This is a genomic window from Lactonifactor longoviformis DSM 17459 (genome assembly GCF_900129135.1).
GTDB lineage: Bacteria > Bacillota > Clostridia > Lachnospirales > Lachnospiraceae > Lactonifactor > Lactonifactor longoviformis.
The window spans coordinates 25,018-43,833 of record NZ_FQVI01000029.1 but is presented as its reverse complement, the minus strand read 5'-3'; the positions used below and the strand labels follow the sequence as shown (position 1 = coordinate 43,833).

Annotated in this window: 15 protein-coding genes and 1 riboswitch; of the genes, 10 read left to right on the top strand and 5 right to left on the bottom strand. The window is 46.5% G+C overall.

The genetic code is table 11. From position 1 onward, the window contains the following. Positions 1-23 precede the first annotated feature (23 nt). Positions 24-950, bottom strand: coding sequence for a LysR family transcriptional regulator (locus BUA56_RS18905; protein ID WP_242946808.1), 927 nt, complete (start codon positions 948-950; stop codon positions 24-26). A 121-nt stretch (positions 951-1,071) separates the two neighbouring features. Next, a riboswitch (cobalamin riboswitch) is annotated at positions 1,072-1,234 on the top strand. 107 nt (positions 1,235-1,341) lie between these two features. Between BUA56_RS18905 and BUA56_RS18900 the strand changes: the two genes are divergently transcribed. The 7 genes from BUA56_RS18900 to BUA56_RS18870 all read left to right on the top strand — a co-directional run bounded on the left by BUA56_RS18900 (position 1,342) and on the right by BUA56_RS18870 (position 7,691). Further along, positions 1,342-2,493 carry an ABC transporter substrate-binding protein gene (locus tag BUA56_RS18900; RefSeq protein ID WP_242946806.1) on the top strand — a complete coding sequence of 384 codons (1,152 nt, stop codon included), beginning with the start codon at positions 1,342-1,344 and terminating at the stop codon, positions 2,491-2,493. A 20-nt stretch (positions 2,494-2,513) separates the two neighbouring features. Beyond that, positions 2,514-3,506 (top strand): FecCD family ABC transporter permease, encoded by a 993-nt coding sequence (locus BUA56_RS18895; RefSeq protein ID WP_242946804.1) that lies wholly within the window; start codon positions 2,514-2,516, stop codon positions 3,504-3,506. Beyond that, on the top strand, positions 3,503-4,303 hold the full coding sequence (locus BUA56_RS18890; protein ID WP_072854336.1) for an ABC transporter ATP-binding protein: 801 nt from the start codon (positions 3,503-3,505) through the stop codon (positions 4,301-4,303). Before BUA56_RS18895 ends, BUA56_RS18890 begins: the two co-directional genes overlap by 4 nt. Further along, positions 4,300-5,145, top strand: a complete 846-nt coding sequence (locus BUA56_RS18885) for a nitrogenase iron protein NifH (protein WP_072854335.1) — start codon at positions 4,300-4,302, stop codon at positions 5,143-5,145. Before BUA56_RS18890 ends, BUA56_RS18885 begins: the two co-directional genes overlap by 4 nt. Then, positions 5,130-6,083 carry a hypothetical protein gene (locus BUA56_RS18880; RefSeq protein ID WP_072854334.1) on the top strand — a complete coding sequence of 318 codons (954 nt, stop codon included), beginning with the start codon at positions 5,130-5,132 and terminating at the stop codon, positions 6,081-6,083. The genes BUA56_RS18885 and BUA56_RS18880 overlap by 16 nt, the downstream gene beginning before the upstream one ends. Before the next feature lie 168 nt (positions 6,084-6,251). Continuing rightward, positions 6,252-6,848 (top strand): SOS response-associated peptidase, encoded by a 597-nt coding sequence (locus BUA56_RS18875; protein ID WP_072854333.1) that lies wholly within the window; start codon positions 6,252-6,254, stop codon positions 6,846-6,848. 24 nt (positions 6,849-6,872) lie between these two features. Beyond that, positions 6,873-7,691: an alpha/beta hydrolase gene (locus tag BUA56_RS18870; protein WP_072854332.1), complete on the top strand. Its 819-nt coding sequence runs from the start codon at positions 6,873-6,875 to the stop codon at positions 7,689-7,691. An 89-nt stretch (positions 7,692-7,780) separates the two neighbouring features. Here the strand turns inward: BUA56_RS18870 and BUA56_RS18865 are convergent, their stop codons facing one another. The 3 genes from BUA56_RS18865 to BUA56_RS18855 are packed head-to-tail and all read right to left on the bottom strand — an operon-like array spanning position 7,781 to position 10,947. Then, positions 7,781-9,085, bottom strand: a complete 1,305-nt coding sequence (locus BUA56_RS18865; RefSeq protein WP_072854331.1) for a cytochrome c biogenesis protein/redoxin — start codon at positions 9,083-9,085, stop codon at positions 7,781-7,783. Between the two features lie 34 nt (positions 9,086-9,119). Continuing rightward, positions 9,120-10,487, bottom strand: coding sequence for an FAD-dependent oxidoreductase (locus BUA56_RS18860; RefSeq protein ID WP_072854330.1), 1,368 nt, complete (start codon positions 10,485-10,487; stop codon positions 9,120-9,122). A gap of 16 nt (positions 10,488-10,503) precedes the next feature. Further along, complete coding sequence (locus BUA56_RS18855; RefSeq protein WP_072854329.1) at positions 10,504-10,947, bottom strand: RrF2 family transcriptional regulator; 444 nt, start codon at positions 10,945-10,947, stop codon at positions 10,504-10,506. 334 nt (positions 10,948-11,281) lie between these two features. On the opposite strand from BUA56_RS18855, the gene BUA56_RS18850 reads away from it, so the two are divergent. Both BUA56_RS18850 and BUA56_RS18845 read left to right on the top strand, forming a co-directional pair. Beyond that, positions 11,282-12,634, top strand: coding sequence for a uracil-xanthine permease family protein (locus tag BUA56_RS18850; protein WP_103711325.1), 1,353 nt, complete (start codon positions 11,282-11,284; stop codon positions 12,632-12,634). A gap of 121 nt (positions 12,635-12,755) precedes the next feature. Next, positions 12,756-13,709, top strand: a complete 954-nt coding sequence (locus tag BUA56_RS18845) for a 3'-5' exonuclease (RefSeq protein WP_072854327.1) — start codon at positions 12,756-12,758, stop codon at positions 13,707-13,709. Positions 13,710-13,732: 23 nt separating this feature from the next. On the opposite strand, the gene BUA56_RS18840 is transcribed toward BUA56_RS18845, so the two are convergent. Continuing rightward, the gene (locus tag BUA56_RS18840) at positions 13,733-15,175 is read right to left on the bottom strand and encodes a D-alanyl-D-alanine carboxypeptidase family protein (protein WP_072854326.1); all 1,443 of its coding nucleotides are present in this window, start codon (positions 15,173-15,175) and stop codon (positions 13,733-13,735) included. Positions 15,176-15,660: 485 nt separating this feature from the next. Between BUA56_RS18840 and ileS the strand changes: the two genes are divergently transcribed. Continuing rightward, a complete protein-coding gene (gene ileS / locus BUA56_RS18835; RefSeq protein ID WP_072854325.1) occupies positions 15,661-18,771 on the top strand; it encodes an isoleucine--tRNA ligase in 3,111 nt (1,036 codons plus the stop codon). Positions 18,772-18,816: the final 45 nt, after the last annotated feature.

Here is an 18,816-nt window from a genome sequence, read left to right as displayed (position 1 = left end):
CCCAAATTACGTCCCAAATTATACTATAAGGCTGCAATTTCATGTCTCAGGTGCTCCAGGTAGGAGATGCCGGTCTGGCTTAAGGGATATTGCTTTTTTGTGATATATCCTGCATGAAGGAACCCAAGTGGTTCTTCCAAAGGGATTGGGATGATTTCCCCCAGACCTTTGTGAAATGCATCTGCATTGCTGTTTGTTAAATCGGATCCTATGCTGAAGCAGTCGGTATTCCGGATTAAGGCTATCTTTGTACAGCGATCGCTTACATGAATATTTCTACTGAGTATATTGTAGAATAGTATTTCTTCTGTTAAATGGGAGTGGCTGTTTTCCTGGTCATAGGTGACAAAGGGGAAGGATTCCATGTCTTTTAAGGAGAGATGTTTTTTGTGAGCCAGAGGATGTTTTGACCGAATAAATATGTAACAGGGAAGTACTGCAAGCTGGGTATAGTCCAGATCATAGGAAGAAAGATTCTTTCTCAGCGCTTCCAGGTGATCTTCTGTGGAGGAAAGAATACCAATCTCGCTTCTTGCCGATGCTACGTCGTGTATAACGGAAGCTGTATTGCATTCCCGTATGGCGAAATCAAAATTGGATAGTTCTAATTCATTCAGCATTTTATTAAAAGCTCTTACCGCAAATGGCAGGTGCTGACAGGAGACGGAAAAATGCATGAGCAGAAGATTTTTCGTCTGATATCGATTTTCCAAATACTCAGATTTTTCTACTATCTCTCGTGCATACCTGATAAAATCTTCTCCGTCAAAGGTAAGAGTTACTCCTCTGTTGCTCCGGTGAAAAAGGCGTATGCCCAGACTCTGTTCTACTTCCTGCACAGCGGTTGACAAGGTTGACTGAGATACATAAAGGTTTTTTGCCGCTCTGGAGAAGGAATTGCTGTCTGCTATTTCTATAATATATTTTAAGTTCTGCAAGGTCATTTTCATTATGATATGGTTCCCTCTTTGTTATTTTGAGTCTATACTATCAAAAAAATTGATAGCTGGCAATGAAAAATGCAGATAGGAACAATTCTTGATTCCCTATCCTTTGTGTGATACAATACAAGAAATTATAAGCAAAATATTTTATGGAAATCGGTGAAAAACCGATGCGGTGCCGCCACTGTAAGACGGAGTCGGATATAGCAGGACACTGGACATTACGTCCGGGAAGTCATATCCAGATGTTGAAGTCAAGCCAGGATACTTAAATATTTTGTTGGTAAACTCTATCCAACGGGTCATTGGATAAGGGTTTGACGATGTAGTTGTCGTTGTAACCTTTCCATGTTCCCGTGGAGAGGTTTTTTTATTGACAAAGGAAGGGAATGAAGACATGAAAAACAAGAAGTGGAAGACAAAACTGGCAGCTGCAATGATGTGCATTCTTATGGGAGCTGCCGTACTGGGCGGATGTGGTTCTGAGGGCAAGACACAGAAGGACAGTACAGAGGGGCAGGAGACACAGGGTAAGGAGAATGGGAAAGAAAAAGAAGTATCACAGGGAACGCGCACAGTAACAGATGCAGCGGGGAATGTGGTGGAGGTTCCGGAGGATCTCTCCAAGATTGCAGTGGTGCCTATTCCCTGGGCTTCGGTTATCTATGCCATAGACGGAAGTTCTGAACGGCTGACCGCCATACATCCCACCGCTATGAGCGCCTATACAGGGTGTTTTCTGGAAAAGCTGGATCCCCATTATGGTACCGCAGATACCAGCAGTATCGGCAAAGATTTTTCTATTAATATGGAAGAATGGGTAAATCTGGGGATTCAGGCTGCGGTTATCTGGGATTATGAGACCGATGAGGCCAGGCAGCTGAAGGAATTAGGCATTGCGCCCATTATGGTAAAAAACGAGACGGTTGAGGAACTGCAGGCAAGCCTTAAGGCTATGGGTCAGTTGTTGGGAAAGGAGGACCGTGCCCAGCAGTTTATGGATGCCTATACGGATACATATGAGAAAATAAAATCGTACAGCGATAAGGTAGAGCAGGCAGACAAGCCCAAGGTTCTCTATCTGCGGAATGCCCAGCTGGATCTCCAGGGGAATGACAATTTTATAAAAGAGGCTCTGGAGCTGGCAGGAGCGGATAATGTGGCCGGGGACAGCACACAGAAAACAATGGAAGAAATCCTGGAGATTAATCCGGATATTATCTTACTGAGCAACTTTGATACCTTCCTCCCTTCTGATCTGTATGAGAATAAGATAGACGGCCAGGACTGGAGCAGCGTTAATGCAGTGATAAACCGCCGGGTATACAAAGCACCTATGGGACTTTACCGCTGGGATGCTCCTGGGGTTGAAACACCTCTGATGATGGAGTGGCTTGCTGTGCTGATACAGCCGGAGATTTTCGGGGATATTCATATGGAAACAGAACTAGAGGAATACTTTAAAACCTACTTTAATTATGAACTCACAGAGGAAGATTTGGGGCAGATAATGCAGAGTGAAGCTAATGCCTCCAGTAAAAAACCATGAAAAGCAAAAAATCATTTAGGATGGTACTGACAGCAATGGCGGCAGGAACAGCACTTCTTGCAGTGACTGCCGCTGGGATGGGAAGATACCATATTGATCCGGTTACCGTTGTCAAAATACTGTTGTCAAAGGCGGTATCCCTGCCGGTATCCTGGGATGCGCAGGCTGAAAGTGTGGTGTGGACACTTCGGCTGCCCAGAATACTTACTGCCCTTATGGTGGGAGGGGCGCTCTCTCTTTCGGGAGCTGCTTATCAGGGAGTATTTAAAAATCCCCTGGTAGCTCCGGATATGCTGGGTGTCTCCTCCGGTGCGTGTGCAGGGGCCTCTTTGGCTATATTATTCGGCGGAAATTCTATAATTGTTCAAGTGGCTGCCTTTGCCGGGGGGATTCTGGCAGTAGGGATTGCTACACTGATTCCGAAGGTAGTGAAGAATTCTTCTATGATGACGCTGGTGCTGGCCGGCGTTATTATCAGTGGGTTTATGAATTCTATTCTGGGACTTTTGAAGTATCTTGCAGATCCGGAGACACAGCTGGCATCCATCACCCACTGGCAGCTGGGAAGTCTGGCTGATTCGGTGTGGAGGGATATTGTGTGGGTGGGTCCCCCGGTTGCAGCGGCAGCAGGCATACTGATTATTTTGAGATGGAGGGTAAATCTTCTATCCCTGGGCGAACAGGAAGCAAAGACGCTTGGGGTTTCTATTGGAAGAACCAGAGGGCTGATTATCATATGTGCGACGGTGCTTACTGCAAGTGCAGTATGTATCAGCGGAACTATCGGGTGGATTGGGCTTGTTATCCCCCACTTCAGCCGGATAATATCCGGAGCAGATAACTGCAGGGTAATCCCGGTATCAGGGGTGCTGGGGGCTGCTTTTTTGCTGCTGGTTGATACACTGGCCAGAATTCTGACAAGTGCGGAGCTTCCATTAAGTATATTAACCGGACTCATTGGGGCACCCTTTTATTTTTACCTGCTGATGAAACAAAGGATGGAGTTATCATGAAGTTAGAAATTAAGGACGTATCCTTTTCTTATGGAAAAGACAGAATTCTTTTTAAAAATGTATCTTTTACTCTGGACAAGGGAAGGATTTTTTCTGTCCTGGGGGCTAATGGAGCGGGAAAATCAACACTTTTAAAATGTATTGCCAATCTGCTCAGACCCTGCAGAGGAGAAATTTGTCTTGACGGTGTTTCTCTGCACAGGATGGAACAGAGAGAGGTTGCCAGAAAAATCGGATATGTACCTCAGACACACACAGCTGCATACGGTTATCTGGTCCGTGACTTTGTAGTTATGGGCCGGGCTCCTTATCTGAGAGCATTTGAAAAACCATCAGGAGAAGATTATCGCATGGCGGAGGAAGTGTTGGAGGAAATGGAGATCATCCATCTGGCAGATCGGCCTTACACGGAGCTGAGCGGCGGTGAGGCCCAGAAGGTAATGATTGCAAGAACCATCGTCCAGCAGCCGGATATTATTCTTATGGATGAACCTACCAACCATCTGGATTATGGGAACCAAATGCGTATGATGAAGATGATTATGAAGCTTGCCGGGAAAGGGTTCGGCATTTTGATGACAAGCCATATGCCTGATCATGTCCTGCTTCTTGAGGGAGAGGTTGGGATCCTTAACGATGAGGGAGAGTTTATAACAGGAAAGGCAGCCGATATAATGACAGAGGACAATCTGAGCCGGTTGTACAGGGCCAAACTGGACTTGGTCTTTATGGAAGAGTTAAACAGAAAAATTTGTATTTGTAAGGATGTCTGTGATGATTACAGGGAGATAGTATGAGTGAGAAAACAAAAAGAATTGCTTTCTATGGAAAGGGAGGCATCGGAAAATCTACAATAGCATCTAATCTTTCAGCTGTTCTGGCGTCGGAGGGCAGAAAGGTTCTTCATATTGGGTGCGACCCGAAGGCTGACTCAACACGTCTGCTGATGGGGCGGAGAATTCCAACAGTTCTGGAACAGCAGCTGGAGCATCAGGGGACTATAAGGCGGGAGGATATTTTGTTTCAATCATCATGCGGGGTATGGTGTATAGAGGCCGGGGGACCCAGAGCAGGGCGCGGATGCGCCGGTATCGGAATTACTACAATGGCGGATACCCTGGACTGTCTGGAAATTCTAAAGGAGGATTGGGATGTGATTCTGTATGATGTGCTTGGTGACGTGGTTTGCGGGGGATTCGCAATGCCTATGCGCAAGCACTTTGTGGATAAGGTATATATCGTTACTTCGCCTGACTTTATGTCACTATATGCGGCAAACAATATCATGAGAGGAGTTGCTTCCTATGCATACGGGGGTGTCAGAATGGGCGGCCTGGTTCTGAATCACTTGAAAGGTGTCTCAGAGGAAGAACCTGTAAGAAGGTTTTCAGAACTCACAGGGGCTGAAATCTGTGCCCGCCTGGAGGAATCTGTTCAGATCAAGGCGGCGGATTACCGGCAGGAGCTACTGCAGGAACGGTACCCTAAGACACCTGTGTGCCGGGTTCTGGAAGATCTGGCGGCACATATCATAGCAGGGAGAAGCATGGATGCTGTCAGGCCCCTGAGCGAGCTGGAAATGGATGAATTCCGGCAGGAAATCAGCAAAATAGGAGTAGAATTATGGGAGAGATTATAGAAATACTTAAAATGGAAGGGGAAAATGCGGAGGGCAGATGTTCTGCAGCCAGGCGTATTCTCCAGACAGACGGAGTGGCACTAGTCGCATCAGGGACTTACGGATGCATCTGGAGCCTTTATACAATTGCCAGGGAACTGAACCGGCTGGAACAGTTCTTTTTTTGTTATATCACTCCATGGGAATATGGAGGAGGGCAGCAGGACAGTAAGATTAGAGCGTGTGTCCAGAAAGCACTTCTTACGGAGGGGATTCGGGCGGTTATTCTCTATCCCTCCTGTATGGAGGTATTGACCGGGTGGACACAGGATGGGCTGGAAGGGGAACTGGAGAACCCCCAGGGGATCCCTGTGTATACTCTGTTCCGGGGACCTATGGTGAAACGGCGGATCTCCGTTATGGAGGAATTGGAGAAGATACTTAAACAGATTCCTTCCGAATGGGAAGGACAGAAATTATGCTCCGGCCGCATGGAGTTTGTGCCGCAGAGGCCAGACTACAGCGGTATTCTGGACATACTTTCTTACTACGACTGCCAGGCATATCTGCTGACCCCCGGGGGATGTGCTTCCTGTACAGACAGCGTACTTTACACCCGTATCTGCGATGTACAGCTAAATGGACATTTGGAATATGATATAAGCAGAGCCATAGGAGAGACTGCCCAAAACAATAAATTGTGCTGTATCCTGGGAACTCCCCCTTTGTATATGGCAGGTGTTGACTTTGAGGAAATAGTTTCTTTGCTGGGGGATATGGGAATACAAGGGATATATCTGGGCAATACAGGATTTGCGCCTGCTGTTGAGGGTGCGTCCAAGGCTATGCTGAAGCTGGGACAGATGTTTGCGGAAAAATATTCACGGGGTTTGGGAAACTTAAAATCCGAGAGAGTTAACCTTCTGGAGCATGATTCTGCTTTACGGGAAAGGAATTAGAGAAAAAAATCTGCCGGAGGAGGAGTATATCTGGATTGCGGGAGAAGGCGGAGGTCTGCCAGAAGGAACTTTCCGGGTACAGAGGGATTGCCGTTGCATCAGAGCATAAAAATTGCTTATAATAAGTAAAGGTACTCGGCAGATTTAAAATAAATGGAGGAACCTTTTATGTGCGGCAGATATTACATTGATGAAGATATGGTTGAAGAGATTCTGAAAGTGGTCAGGTATGCAGACCGCAAGCTTAGAGAGTGGAAGGGAGCCAGGGATGTGTATCCCAATCAGGCGGCTCCGGTAGTGACAGGGAGGGAAGAGGAACTGTGCGGGGAGATATTTGTCTGGGGATTCCCGGGATATCAGGGAAAAGGAGTGATTTTTAATGCACGTCAGGAGTCTGCGTATGAAAAGAGGATGTTCCGGGGAAGTATGGAACAGCGGCGCTGCGTAATTCCGGTCAGCAGCTTCTATGAGTGGGACAGGCACAAAAATAAATTCACTTTTACAAGGGATGGGGACAGAGTCATGTACCTGGCGGGGTGTTATAACTCGTTCCAGGGAGAGGAAAGATTTGTAATTCTGACAGATGAGGCCAATGCATGTATGAAGCCCGTACATGACAGAATGCCTCTGGTTCTGGAGCGGGAGGAAATTAGGGACTGGGTTTTTTCCAGGGAAAAGGCCGCTGTAATACAGAAGAGAAAATCACTGGATTTGCAGAGGGTGAGCGGGTATTATCAGGAGCGGCTCCCTCTGGATGTGAGATAAGATTGTAGGGAAAGGGAGATTCATATGTTACACGAACGAATGGAAATTAAAGTGCCGGATGCATCGGATACGGCTGTACTTTATACTTATCTGTGGAGCAACTCCGAAGAATTGTATAATGGGCTGACACGCCCGGTGATACTTATATGCCCCGGCGGTGCTTACGCTATGACTTCAGATCGGGAGGCAGAGGGGATCGCCCTAAAGTTTATGGCCATGGGATTCCATGCCGCTGTCCTCCGTTATTCTGTGGCACCGGCAGTATATCCCACAGCACTTCTGCAGGCCGCCGCCGCAGTACAGATCCTCAGGGAGAGGGCAAAAGAATGGTATATTGATCCGGATAAAATTATTGTTCAGGGTTCTTCGGCCGGGGGGCATCTGGCGGCCAGTCTCGGAGTATTCTGGAAAAAGAAAGAATTGTGGAAATTGCTGGGTACAGATGCCTGGCTGACAAAACCTAATGGCCTGATTCTCAGCTATCCTGTTATAACCTCCGGCGTTTACGGGCACAGGGAGAGTTTCCGCAATCTTTTGGGCGGCTCCGGTAATGAACTGGAACGGGAGATGTCACTGGAACTGCAGGTGGATCGGGATACTCCGAAAACCTTTATCTGGCACACCTTTGAAGATCAGACGGTACCCGTTGAGAATTCTCTGCTTTTTGTAGAGGCATTAAGAAGAAATGGAATACCAACAGAGTTTCACCTCTTCCCCAGGGGGATTCATGGACTGGGAACTGCAGGAAGACTGTCAATGAGCATGGATGGGAGAGGGATCCAAAAAGAATGTGAAATTTGGATGCAGCTGGCGGGAGCCTGGGTAGATACTATGATACCCTAGGCACATACAATGGCTAATGCATGATATATGTGCCCAGGGTCTGTAGTTTTTGCAGTACGCAGGTTATTATTTATATTATAGAAGAACTTCTATTCACCTTCCATTGTCTGCGTTACGATACTTTCCATAATATCTGCAGTGATGGCACCGCTCACATACCCGTATACGTTCCCCTCTTTATCTATCATAAAGGTGGTTGGGAAGGAGCTGATCCCGTAAGCACTGAAAACATCCCCCGTAGTATCCATGGCAACAGGATAGGTATATCCGTTTTCACTCAAAAACCCGGCCACCTTCTCCTGGGTTTCATCCTGGTTGTTGGGGTGATCGTCAGTCTTGGGATTAGCTACTCCAAGTACAATAAGATCTTCTTTATTTTCTCCGTATGTTTCATAGAGAGCCTGAATGTCCGGCATCTCCTGGCGGCAGGGAGGACACCAGGTCGCCCAAAAATTCAAAAATACAGTTTTTCCTTTATAATCAGAAAGCTTGTGTGTTTCTCCGTTTTGATCCACCAGTGTGAAGTCAGGTGCTGGCGTTGCAGTGTCAGAAGTATCGCTGTCAGAGGTTTCTGAGTCAGATACAGAATGGTTATCTTTTTTATCCTTGGAGGAATCTTCTTTCTCTGCAGCCGGCTGCTCTGTCTGTGTCTGAGCAGAATTTCCCTGAGAGGACAGGTAGCTGGTAATGCCATTCATCATTCCAGTGAGAGTCATAATACCCATGAATACCAAAAGAATTCCGCCTACTTTAACCGTATACTGAACTACTCTCTGATATTTGCGGAAGAATCCCAGGACTGCTCCTGTAAACAGACCCACTGCTAAGAAGGGGATAACAAACCCCAGGGTATAAACACCGATGAGAAGCATACCTGTCTGTGAAGAGCCTGAAGAGGAAGCCATTAAGAGTACACTGCCCAGAGTAGGGCCTACACATGGTGTCCACGCGAAGCTGAAGGTAAACCCCAGAATTAAAGCTGTTACAGGGTTCATGCTCCAGCGGTCCAGCTGGAAGGGAAGTCTGTGTTCGCGGTCCAGCTTTTTGGATCTTCCGAAGAGACCCAGCTGGTAAAGACCAAAAAATATCATAACAATTCCGCTGATTCTGGCAAACCAGATGCGGTTATCACTGAAGAATCTTCCCAGTGAGGTAACGCCCATACCCAGCAAAAAGAAAGTAAAGCTGATGCCAATCACAAAGAAGAGAGTGTTCAACATTACCTTTTTCCTGGGATAAAAAATGCGTCCCTGCTCATCTACTCTCTTTGCCCCGCCGGCCAGGTAGCTGATATACAGCGGAACCAGCGGGAGAACACAGGGCGAAAAAAAGCTTAAAAGACCCTGTAAAAATACGGTCAGTACAGGAATACTGGTTTCAACTGAAAAGCCCATAGTTACCTCCTAAATAATTTTGTATGCAGGAATCTCAGATGCCTGCCAATAAGTCATTGATAGCCTCACTCATGGTTGGGTGGGTATAAATACTGTCCCTCAGCACGGTATAGGGGAGATTTGCATCTATGGCCAGTTTGAAAAGCTGAATCATCTCATGTGACTCCGCACAGAATAAGTGAGCACCCAGTATAAGGCCGGATTGGGCGTCTACAATTACTTTCAAAAGCCCTGTCTGCTTATTCAGAATCTGCGCCTTCGGTACAGCGGCGGCGGGCAATTTGGCAACCAGGATTTCACGGCCCTGCTCTCTTGCTTCCTGCTCCGTAAGTCCCACTCTGGAAAAAGGAGGATCCAGGAAGACAGAATAAGGTATCTCACCCCGGTTTTCTGTGGTTCTTTCTCCATTGCCTAATAGCTGTGACTTTACGATGCGGGAATCATCTAAAGAAATATAAGTAAACTGAAGCCCTCCGGCAACATCTCCCATGGCCCAGATATTGGGATTGGTGGTTCTCAGCTTGTTATCGGTGAGAACAGCGCCTCTGGGAGTAAGTTCTACCCCTGCTTTTTCAGGCAGAAGTCCCTGAATATTGGGACGGCGTCCGGTGGCAACCAGCACGGCCTGGGCGGTGAGCTTTTGCGTGCCTTCTTTTGTCTTAACAGATACAACAGCATGATCCTTACCTGCATCCACAGAGGTTACAGAGGCATTGGGCAGCAGAAGGATTCCCCGCTCTTCAAAGCTTTTCAAAACAGCATCTGCCATTTCGGCATCTTCTCTCGGCATAAAACGATCTTTATCCTGGATCACAGTTACTTTTGTACCGAAATTAGCGTAGTAGGAAGCAAATTCCAATCCAATATACCCTGCCCCGATAATGACAAGATGACCGGGAAGGGTATCAAGCTCCATTAATGTTTCACTTGTATATACATAGGGGTTTCCTTCTATGCCGGGGAGCGGGGGAATAAACGGGCGTGCGCCGGTATTTATAAAGAACCTTCCCCCCTGGATTAATTCAGTTGTACCATCCGGTTTTGTCACAGTAATATGTTCCTTATCCTGGAAGCTGGCATTTCCCAAAATCACATCCACCCCAGCCCCCACTGCCTTCTGGTAGTTCTTTTCCCGGAGCATGGAGGTTAATTTCCGTTTTTTCTCCACGGCTATGGCATAACGCTCTGCTTTTTCCTCAAAGGTTCCTCCCTGAGCCGCTGACAACCTGGCGCTGTGCTCCAAAGACTTTGTGGGAATACATGCTACATTAATGCAGGTTCCTCCGTACATTTTATCTGACTGCTCGATGATTGCAGCGGACTGTCCGCCGGCGGCCAGCGCTCCTGCCAAGGTTTTTCCGCCTTTTCCAAAGCCTATTATAATATTGTCATATTGTTTCATAAATACACCCCTTTTCTTATTCGTTATCTGTTTGCTGAGAGTTTTTCCGGCAATTAAAGATTCTGGAATCCAGATCCTGAATGGTTATCCTGCTGAGCCTCTCCAGACAATCCTGGTTCAGATTCTGGAATATCTCATCCATAAGGTCGCCCATCCCGGAAGCTACCAGGCAGTCCATATCTATACTGCCGCTTCTCCATGAGGTTTCCACAAATTTCAGGTCAAGGGCTTCCGCGATATCTGCCAATGAGACACAGGCTGGATTCCCCTGAAAGGAATATCCGCCCACAGTTCCCTCTTTTGTCTGTACCAGATTCTTTTTCTTTAGCTTTGCCATTACCTTTCTTACCCGTGCAGGGTTCGTGCAGATATTGTCTGCCAGCTCATCGCTGGACAGCTGACACTTCTTATGGTTCAGATAGACCATCCCGTGTACGGCAACACAAAAGTCACTATTCATTTTTCGTTCTCCTAACTGTAATAATAATAATTACATTTAATACTGTAACTATATCATATACAGTTAGAGATGTCAACATAGAATTTGGCACTGATTTTGAAAGCTGGCAGCAGATGGGGGAATCCGTGGCATTTTACTATTATATAATGGAAAATAAGGGGATTTTATGCAGGCTGACGAAGAGGAAGTAAAGAAAACCTAAAAATTTTTGTATTTTATAAGAAAAAATACAAAAATATTTGTAGTATTGTATAAAATGTGATACAATGTTAATAAACGTAACTGCTAATGGGTTGTTTAGGGTAATCGAAAAATGTATTGGGGGATTTCTATCATGGAGAAAGCAAGGATAGGACAAGGAAGCATTTTTGAACTGGACGGTGTGCCCAGTTTAAAACAGGCAGTGCCGCTGGCGCTGCAGCATGTTGTAGCAATGATCGTGGGGTGTGTGACCCCGGCTCTTATTGTATCGGGAGCGGTAAGCGGGGGCGGACTGAACAGTGCGGATAAGGTAATATTGGTTCAGGCAGCTCTGTTTGTGTCAGCTATCTCTACTCTGCTGCAGCTCTTCCCTATCGGGAAACGCAAGAAGTTTGCCATTGGCGCAGGGCTGCCTGTGATTATGGGAGTGAGCTTTGCATATGTGCCGAGTATGCAGGCAATTGCCGAGGGGTTCGGGGTGGCCACCATCCTGGGTGCGCAGATTGTAGGCGGTGTAGTGGCTATTGTGGTAGGGGTTCTGGTAAAGAAAATCCGACGTTTTTTTCCTCCTCTTATCACTGGTACGGTGGTATTTACCATTGGGCTTTCTCTGTATCCCACAGCCATCAATTACATGGCCGGCGGAGCAAACAGTGAAAATTATGGTTCCTGGCAGAACTGGCTGGTTGCTATCATCACCCTTATAGTGGTAACGGTACTGAACCATTTCGGCAAGGGAATTTTTAAGCTGTCATCTATACTTATCGGCATTATTGTCGGTTATATTGTATCCGCGTTTTTCGGCATGGTAAGCTTTGCCAGTGTGGCAGAGGCGGGAATTGTCCAGATGCCCAAACTGATGCATTTCGGGATAAACTTTGAGATTTCTTCCTGTGTAGCCATCGGGCTTCTTTTTGGGATTAACTCCATTCAGGCCATCGGAGATTTTTCTGCTACCACGATTGGCGGTATGGACCGGGAGCCTCATGACAATGAACTGCAGAACGGAATTGTGGGGTATGGTGTTATGAATATTATCGGAGCGGTATTCGGAGGACTCCCCACAGCTACATACAGTCAGAACGTTGGCATCGTCACAACTACAAAGGTAATTAACCGCTGTGTGCTTGGGCTTGCAGCTGTGATCCTCGGGGTGGCAGGGCTGATACCAAAGTTTTCTGCACTTCTTACAACGATTCCGCAGTGTGTCCTCGGCGGGGCCACTGTATCTGTATTTGCTTCTATTGCCATGACGGGAATGAAGCTTGTGACCTCTGAGAAGATGACTTACCGGAATACTTCAATTGTAGGTTTGGCTGCGGCCCTTGGTATGGGGATTGCACAGGCATCTGCCGCTTTATCCTCTTTTCCGGCATGGGTGACAACGATATTTGGCAAGTCTCCGGTAGTTATTGCTACTCTGGTTGCAGTCCTTTTGAACATTATTCTGCCAAAAGATAAAGAGGAGCAGCAAGCAGCAAATTGACTTTAGCTATGTATTCTGATAAAATCGAAAGCAGTTCACGATAACAGTGTTCCATTGGGGACGGGGGAAACCGGTTTTCCCCCGTCCCCAATGGGCATTATCAGAAAATAGCAGGTAGCATATGGATTATATTGTTTTCGATTTGGAATGGAATCAGTGCCCCAATGGAAAGGATAAAGAGAATAAGCATCTTCCTTTTGAGATTATTGAGATAGGGGCTGTCAAATTAAATGAAAACCGGGAGACGTCCCAAAGATTTCACCGGGTAATCAAGCCTGTGGTATATGAACAGATGCACTTTAGAACGCAGGAGATTATCAGGATAGATAAGGAAAGTCTGAACCAGGGGGTGTCCTTTCCCTCGGCTCTCAGAGATTTTTTGGAGTGGTGCGGTCCGGATGCCTGTTTCTGTACCTGGGGGGCAATGGATCTCACGGAGCTTCAGCGGAATATGAAATTTTACGGCCAGCTGGAACTGCTGGAGGGGCCAGTGCGTTTTTTTGATGTGCAGAAGCTGTTCAGTATTTCTTACGAGGATGGGAAAAGCCGGAAATCCCTGGAGTATGCAACAGATTATCTTGAGATCCCAAAGGGAGAGGACTTTCACAGAGCTCTGGCAGATGCTTTTTATACATCGGAGATATTAAAGCGCATCTCAGTGGACTGTATGTGGGCTAATTTTTCACTGGATACGTATCAGAATCCTAAGAAGAAGTCAGAGGAGATTCATATTGTCTATGAAAAATATGAGAAGTATGTGTCCAGAGAATTCCGAACCAAAGAAGATGCCATGAAGGACCGTGAGGTAGTGAGTACCAGATGTTTTCTGTGCGGAAAATCGGCGAAGAAAAAGATCCGATGGTTTTCCATGAATACGAAGAACCATTTTTGTCTGGCGGTATGCCCTGAACATGGATATCTGAAAGGGAAGATCCGTATGAAGAAAACGGATGACGGGATGACTTATGTAGTAAAGACACTAAAGCTTACCGATGAGGATGAGGCGAAGATGATTCGGGAAAAAAGGGAGCTGCTTCGCAGGAAGAGGAAGGTAAAAAGACATCAGGGGAAATAATCCCCTGATGCAGCTGCGGCTCTTTATTTTTTTCTTTTCCTTCGTCTCTTTTTTCTTCTTTTTATTCTAAGAATCAGCAAGATAATATAAAAGACAAGTATAAAACCCAGGATCCCCAGTACCGGATATTTCCAGGAGGGGAGCGCCTTGAACTTGGTAATGATATTGCCGTCGGAATGATCTGTAAGGGTGTCTGTCAGGAGATTCACAGCATTCTCGGGGCTTCCGGACGTAAGGACTGACGACAGGGTCAGAAGGCGCCTGGTGATTAGTTTGGAATTAAAATAGTACTCTGTCTCTTCCAGATTCTCTTTTATGGAAACCTGCTTGGTGAGGTTTTCCATCTGAATATCGCTGGGAATAACAGCGTAAGCGTCATTTTGATATTCGCCAATGGTGCCGGAGGCATGTTCCGGATAAAACTGGCGGTCGAAGGGCAGGAGGGTCACAGAGATCTGCTGTTTCTTCTGACACAGGGCGATTTTCTGGAAATTGTTGAAACCATAGTCCAGGAGCAGAGCCGTGTCGGTGTAGACCGCATTGGCGTTCGTTTTTAGAGTAACGCAGATAAGCTCCATATCATTTCTGTCTGCTACGGTTACCAGAGTGTTGCCGGCATCTGTTGTATATCCTGTCTTTCCCCCGATGCATCCATCATAGTGAAACTTTGTCTCACGGAGCATTTTATGGTGATTGTTGAGCCATCTTTCCTCGTTAGTGATATTAGTTGTGGGGATAATAAAGTGATCCGTGCTCATAATCGACCGAAACGTTGGATTTTTCAGCGCGGCCTGAGTTATGAGAGCCATATCGTAGGCGGTTGTATAGTGCTCATCATTATGGAGTCCGTTGGCATTGGAAAAGTGTGTGTTTTTACACCCGATTTCCTGGGCTTTTTCATTCATCATGTCCACAAACTCTTCTATGCTTCCGCCCACATGCTCAGCGACACCGTTAGAGACTTCATTGGCCGATGCAAGGAGGACGCCATAGAGGCACTGTTCCATAGTGAGAACTTCTCCTTCTTTAATTCCTATGTGTGTGCTTCCCTGTTCTATGCTAAAGACTGCATTGTGGGAAAAGGTCACCTGTTCGTCCATCCGGCTGTGTTCCAGAGCTACAAGAGCGGTCATGATTTTTGTGATGCTGGCTGGTTCCCTCCTTTCGTCGATCCCTTTGGCATACAGTATGCAGCCCGAATCTGCTTCCATAACAATTGCAGTTTCTGCCTGCACCTGCGGACCCTGGGGCCATCCTTCCGTCTCATTGGACTGTATGGGCCAGTTATAGCTCTCCGGAAGGGCTGGCTGGGCGGTTGTATTCTCTGCGGTTCCGTCCTCTTGATTCACCGCAGCATCTGTCTGGGCATCTGTCGGTGTCGCCAGCACATGGGATGCCGGGAATCCTGCGGTCAGGACAGTAGTAATCAGGGCACAGCATAATAACGGCCATATCTTTTTCTTCATGGTATATCCTCGCTTTTGTAAAAATCTAAACCCATTATAGATGATTTTGTATTATATAGCAAATTTATTTCTATCATACCTTGACAACTCATTCCTCAAGTAAGTATAATATATCGGAGAATATAGAAAAAACAATGACGGAGACAGTAGGTGGTTGCAAAAAGCCAAAGCGAGTCAGGGACGGTGAGAGCCTGATGCATAGTAACAGTCACTGAATATCACTCCAGAGTTTCCAGCGGAAATGGCAGAAGTAAGAACTGGCAGAGTATGCGAAGACGGCTTTCCCCCGTTATCCGGAACGCGTATGTTAGTATGTGTAACAGGTGGTTAACGAAACCAATGGCTTTCGTCCTATTACGGGACGGGAGCTTTTTTTGTTAATTAGGGACAGGGCAGAGTGAAATGGGGACACCCCAATCTGATTTTGGGACGTGTTCTTTCTAGAAAGAACACGTCCCCTTTTAAGAAAAGGAGGAATATGTATCATGTATCAAAAGGTTTCTACGGATTTGAATTTTGTAGACAGAGAGAAGCAGACGGAAAAGTTTTGGGAAGAGAACCATATTTTTGAAAAGAGTATGAATACTAAGAAGGACGGCCCTACGTATACCTTTTACGACGGCCCTCCTACAGCCAATGGCAAGCCGCACATTGGTCATGTGCTGACACGTGTGATTAAGGATATGATACCAAGATACCGTACCATGAAGGGATATATGGTTCCCAGAAAGGCAGGGTGGGATACTCACGGTCTTCCGGTGGAGCTGGAAGTGGAGAAGATGCTGGGCCTGGATGGCAAGGAACAGATTGAGGAGTACGGTCTGGAGCCGTTTATCAAGCACTGCAAGGAGAGTGTGTGGAAATACAAAGGAATGTGGGAGGACTTTTCTTCTACGGTGGGTTTCTGGGCTGATATGGACGATCCGTATGTGACCTATCACGACTCTTTTATTGAATCTGAGTGGTGGGCTCTGAAGCAGATCTGGGAAAAGGGGCTGTTATACAAAGGCTATAAGATTGTGCCTTATTGTCCGCGCTGCGGTACGCCTCTCTCCAGCCATGAGGTGGCGCAGGGGTATAAGGATGTAAAAGAGCGTTCGGCTATTGTACGTTTTCAGGTGAAGGGTGAGGATGCCTACTTCTTGGCATGGACCACGACTCCGTGGACGCTCCCCTCTAATGTGGCTCTCTGTGTGAACCCTGAAGAGACCTATGTGAAGGTTGAAGCGGATAACCGTACGTATTATATGGCAGAAGCCCTGGTGGGAAAGGTACTGGGGGAAGATGCAAAAATCATAGAGACATATAAAGGCAGGGAGCTGGAATATAAAGAGTATGAGCCTTTATTCCCGTTTGTTAATCTGGAGAAAAAGGCATATTATATTACTTGCGATACGTATGTAACCCTTACTGATGGTACGGGCGTGGTACACATTGCCCCTGCATTTGGTGAGGATGACGCCAATGTGGGCAGGAAATATGATCTTCCTTTTGTACAGCTGGTGGACGAGAAGGGGGAGATGACGAAAGAGACCCCCTGGGAAGGAACTTTCTGCAAACAGGCAGATCCTATGGTGTTGCAAGATCTGGAAGATAGAGGACTCCTTTTTGAAGCCCCTCTTTTTGAACACAGTTACCCCCACTGCTGGCGCTGTGACACTCCGCTGATCTATTATGCCAGAGAGTCCTGGTTCATCAAGATGACAGCAGTAAAGGAGGACTTGATCCGCAACAATAATACAATTAATTGGATTCCCGAGAGCATAGGAAAGGGGCGTTTTGGGGACTGGCTGGAGAATGTGCAGGATTGGGGCATCAGCCGTAACCGTTATTGGGGCACACCGCTGAATATCTGGGAGTGTGAGTGCGGCCATATGCATTCCATCGGCAGTGTGGAAGAGTTAAAATCCATGTCAGACAACTGTCCGGACGAGATTGAACTGCACCGTCCGTATATTGACGCTGTGACGATCCGCTGCCCGAAGTGCGGCAAAGAGATGCACAGGGTTCCGGAAGTTATTGACTGCTGGTTTGACTCAGGGGCAATGCCATTTGCACAGCACCACTATCCATTTGAAAATAAAGAGCTTTTTGAGGCTCAGTTCCCTGCGGATTTCATCTCAGAGGCTGTGGATCAGACAAGAGGATGGTTCTACTCACTGCTTGCTATCTCCACACTGATCTTTAATAAGGCACCATATAAAAATGTAATCGTACTGGGGCATGTCCAGGACGAAAAAGGACAGAAAATGAGCAAATCCAAGGGGAATGCAGTCGATCCCTTTAAGGCCCTGGAGCTGTATGGGGCAGATGCTATCCGCTGGTATTTTTATGTTAACAGCGCTCCCTGGCTGCCGAACCGTTTCCACGGAAAAGCCGTGCAGGAGGGACAGCGTAAATTTATGGGTACTCTCTGGAACACCTATGCATTCTTTGTCCTGTATGCAAATATTGATGAATTTGATGCTACAAAATACAGCCTGGAATACGATAAGCTCTCAGTAATGGATAAATGGCTTCTCTCCAAGCTGAATACACTGATCCAGACAGTAGATGACAATCTTGCAAACTACAGAATCCCGGAAAGTGCCAGGGCTCTGCAGGATTTTGTGGATGATATGAGTAACTGGTATGTTCGCCGCAGCAGAGAGCGCTTCTGGGCAAAGGGAATGGAGCAGGATAAAATCAATGCGTATATGACACTGTATACAGCCCTTGTAACGGTCTCCAAAGTGGCGGCCCCCATGATTCCATTTATGACAGAAGAGATTTATAGGAATCTGGTCTGCAGCATTGACAGCACAGCTCCTGAGAGCATCCACCTGTGCGACTTCCCTGTGGCTAACGGAGACTGGATTGACAAAGAATTAGAAAATAATATGGAAAATCTTCTGGACGTTGTAGTGCTGGGAAGAGCATGCCGCAATACAGCCAATATCAAGAACCGGCAGCCAATTGGAAAGATGTTTGTAAAAGCAGGATTTGCCCTGCCGGAATTTTATCAGAATATTATAACCGATGAGCTGAATGTAAAGGAGATTGTGTTTACGCAGGATGTAAGAGACTTTACCTCTTATACCTTTAAGCCCCAGCTGAAAACAGTGGGACCAAAATACGGTAAATTGCTGAACGGAATCCGCAAAGCCCTCACAGAGCTGGACGGAAATAAGGCAATGGATGAACTAAAAGCCGAAGGTGTCCTGAGACTGGATATTGATGGTAATAAGGCAGAGCTTTCTGAGGAAGATCTGTTAATCGACACAGCCCAGACAGAAGGCTATGTATCAGAGTCTGATAATGAGGTAACAGTAGTTCTGGATACAAACCTGACGCCGGAACTCATTGAGGAAGGCTTTGTACGGGAGATTATCAGCAAAATCCAGACCATGAGAAAAGAAGCAGGATTCGAAGTAATGGATCGAATTAACGTTTATATTTCCGACAATCTTGTGTTAGAAGGAATCATCCGCTGCCATGAGAGTGAGATTAAAGATGAGGTTCTGGCTGATCGGATTGTGTTAAATGAAATCAAAGGTTACGAAAAAGAGTGGAAAATCAATTCAGAAGATGTTAGAATGGGCGTTGAAAGAGTGTAATGGATGAAATGACCCCGGAGGGTTTCCCTTCGGGGAATAGATTAC

What these genes read in the sequence shown, in the direction of transcription:
- BUA56_RS18855 (WP_072854329.1), bottom strand. Translation starts at nt 10,947, where the DNA reads ATGAATAGTGACTTTTGTGTTGCCGTACACGGGATGGTCTATCTGAAC.
- BUA56_RS18880 (WP_072854334.1), top strand. Translation starts at nt 5,130, where the DNA reads ATGGGAGAGATTATAGAAATACTTAAAATGGAAGGGGAAAATGCGGAG.
- ileS (WP_072854325.1), top strand. Translation starts at nt 15,661, where the DNA reads ATGTATCAAAAGGTTTCTACGGATTTGAATTTTGTAGACAGAGAGAAG.
- BUA56_RS18895 (WP_242946804.1), top strand. Translation starts at nt 2,514, where the DNA reads ATGGTACTGACAGCAATGGCGGCAGGAACAGCACTTCTTGCAGTGACT.
- BUA56_RS18850 (WP_103711325.1), top strand. Translation starts at nt 11,282, where the DNA reads ATGGAGAAAGCAAGGATAGGACAAGGAAGCATTTTTGAACTGGACGGT.
- BUA56_RS18905 (WP_242946808.1), bottom strand. Translation starts at nt 950, where the DNA reads ATGAAAATGACCTTGCAGAACTTAAAATATATTATAGAAATAGCAGAC.
- BUA56_RS18840 (WP_072854326.1), bottom strand. Translation starts at nt 15,175, where the DNA reads ATGAAGAAAAAGATATGGCCGTTATTATGCTGTGCCCTGATTACTACT.
- BUA56_RS18860 (WP_072854330.1), bottom strand. Translation starts at nt 10,487, where the DNA reads ATGAAACAATATGACAATATTATAATAGGCTTTGGAAAAGGCGGAAAA.
- BUA56_RS18865 (WP_072854331.1), bottom strand. Translation starts at nt 9,085, where the DNA reads ATGGGCTTTTCAGTTGAAACCAGTATTCCTGTACTGACCGTATTTTTA.
- BUA56_RS18845 (WP_072854327.1), top strand. Translation starts at nt 12,756, where the DNA reads ATGGATTATATTGTTTTCGATTTGGAATGGAATCAGTGCCCCAATGGA.
- BUA56_RS18885 (WP_072854335.1), top strand. Translation starts at nt 4,300, where the DNA reads ATGAGTGAGAAAACAAAAAGAATTGCTTTCTATGGAAAGGGAGGCATC.
- BUA56_RS18870 (WP_072854332.1), top strand. Translation starts at nt 6,873, where the DNA reads ATGTTACACGAACGAATGGAAATTAAAGTGCCGGATGCATCGGATACG.
- BUA56_RS18875 (WP_072854333.1), top strand. Translation starts at nt 6,252, where the DNA reads ATGTGCGGCAGATATTACATTGATGAAGATATGGTTGAAGAGATTCTG.
- BUA56_RS18890 (WP_072854336.1), top strand. Translation starts at nt 3,503, where the DNA reads ATGAAGTTAGAAATTAAGGACGTATCCTTTTCTTATGGAAAAGACAGA.
- BUA56_RS18900 (WP_242946806.1), top strand. Translation starts at nt 1,342, where the DNA reads ATGAAAAACAAGAAGTGGAAGACAAAACTGGCAGCTGCAATGATGTGC.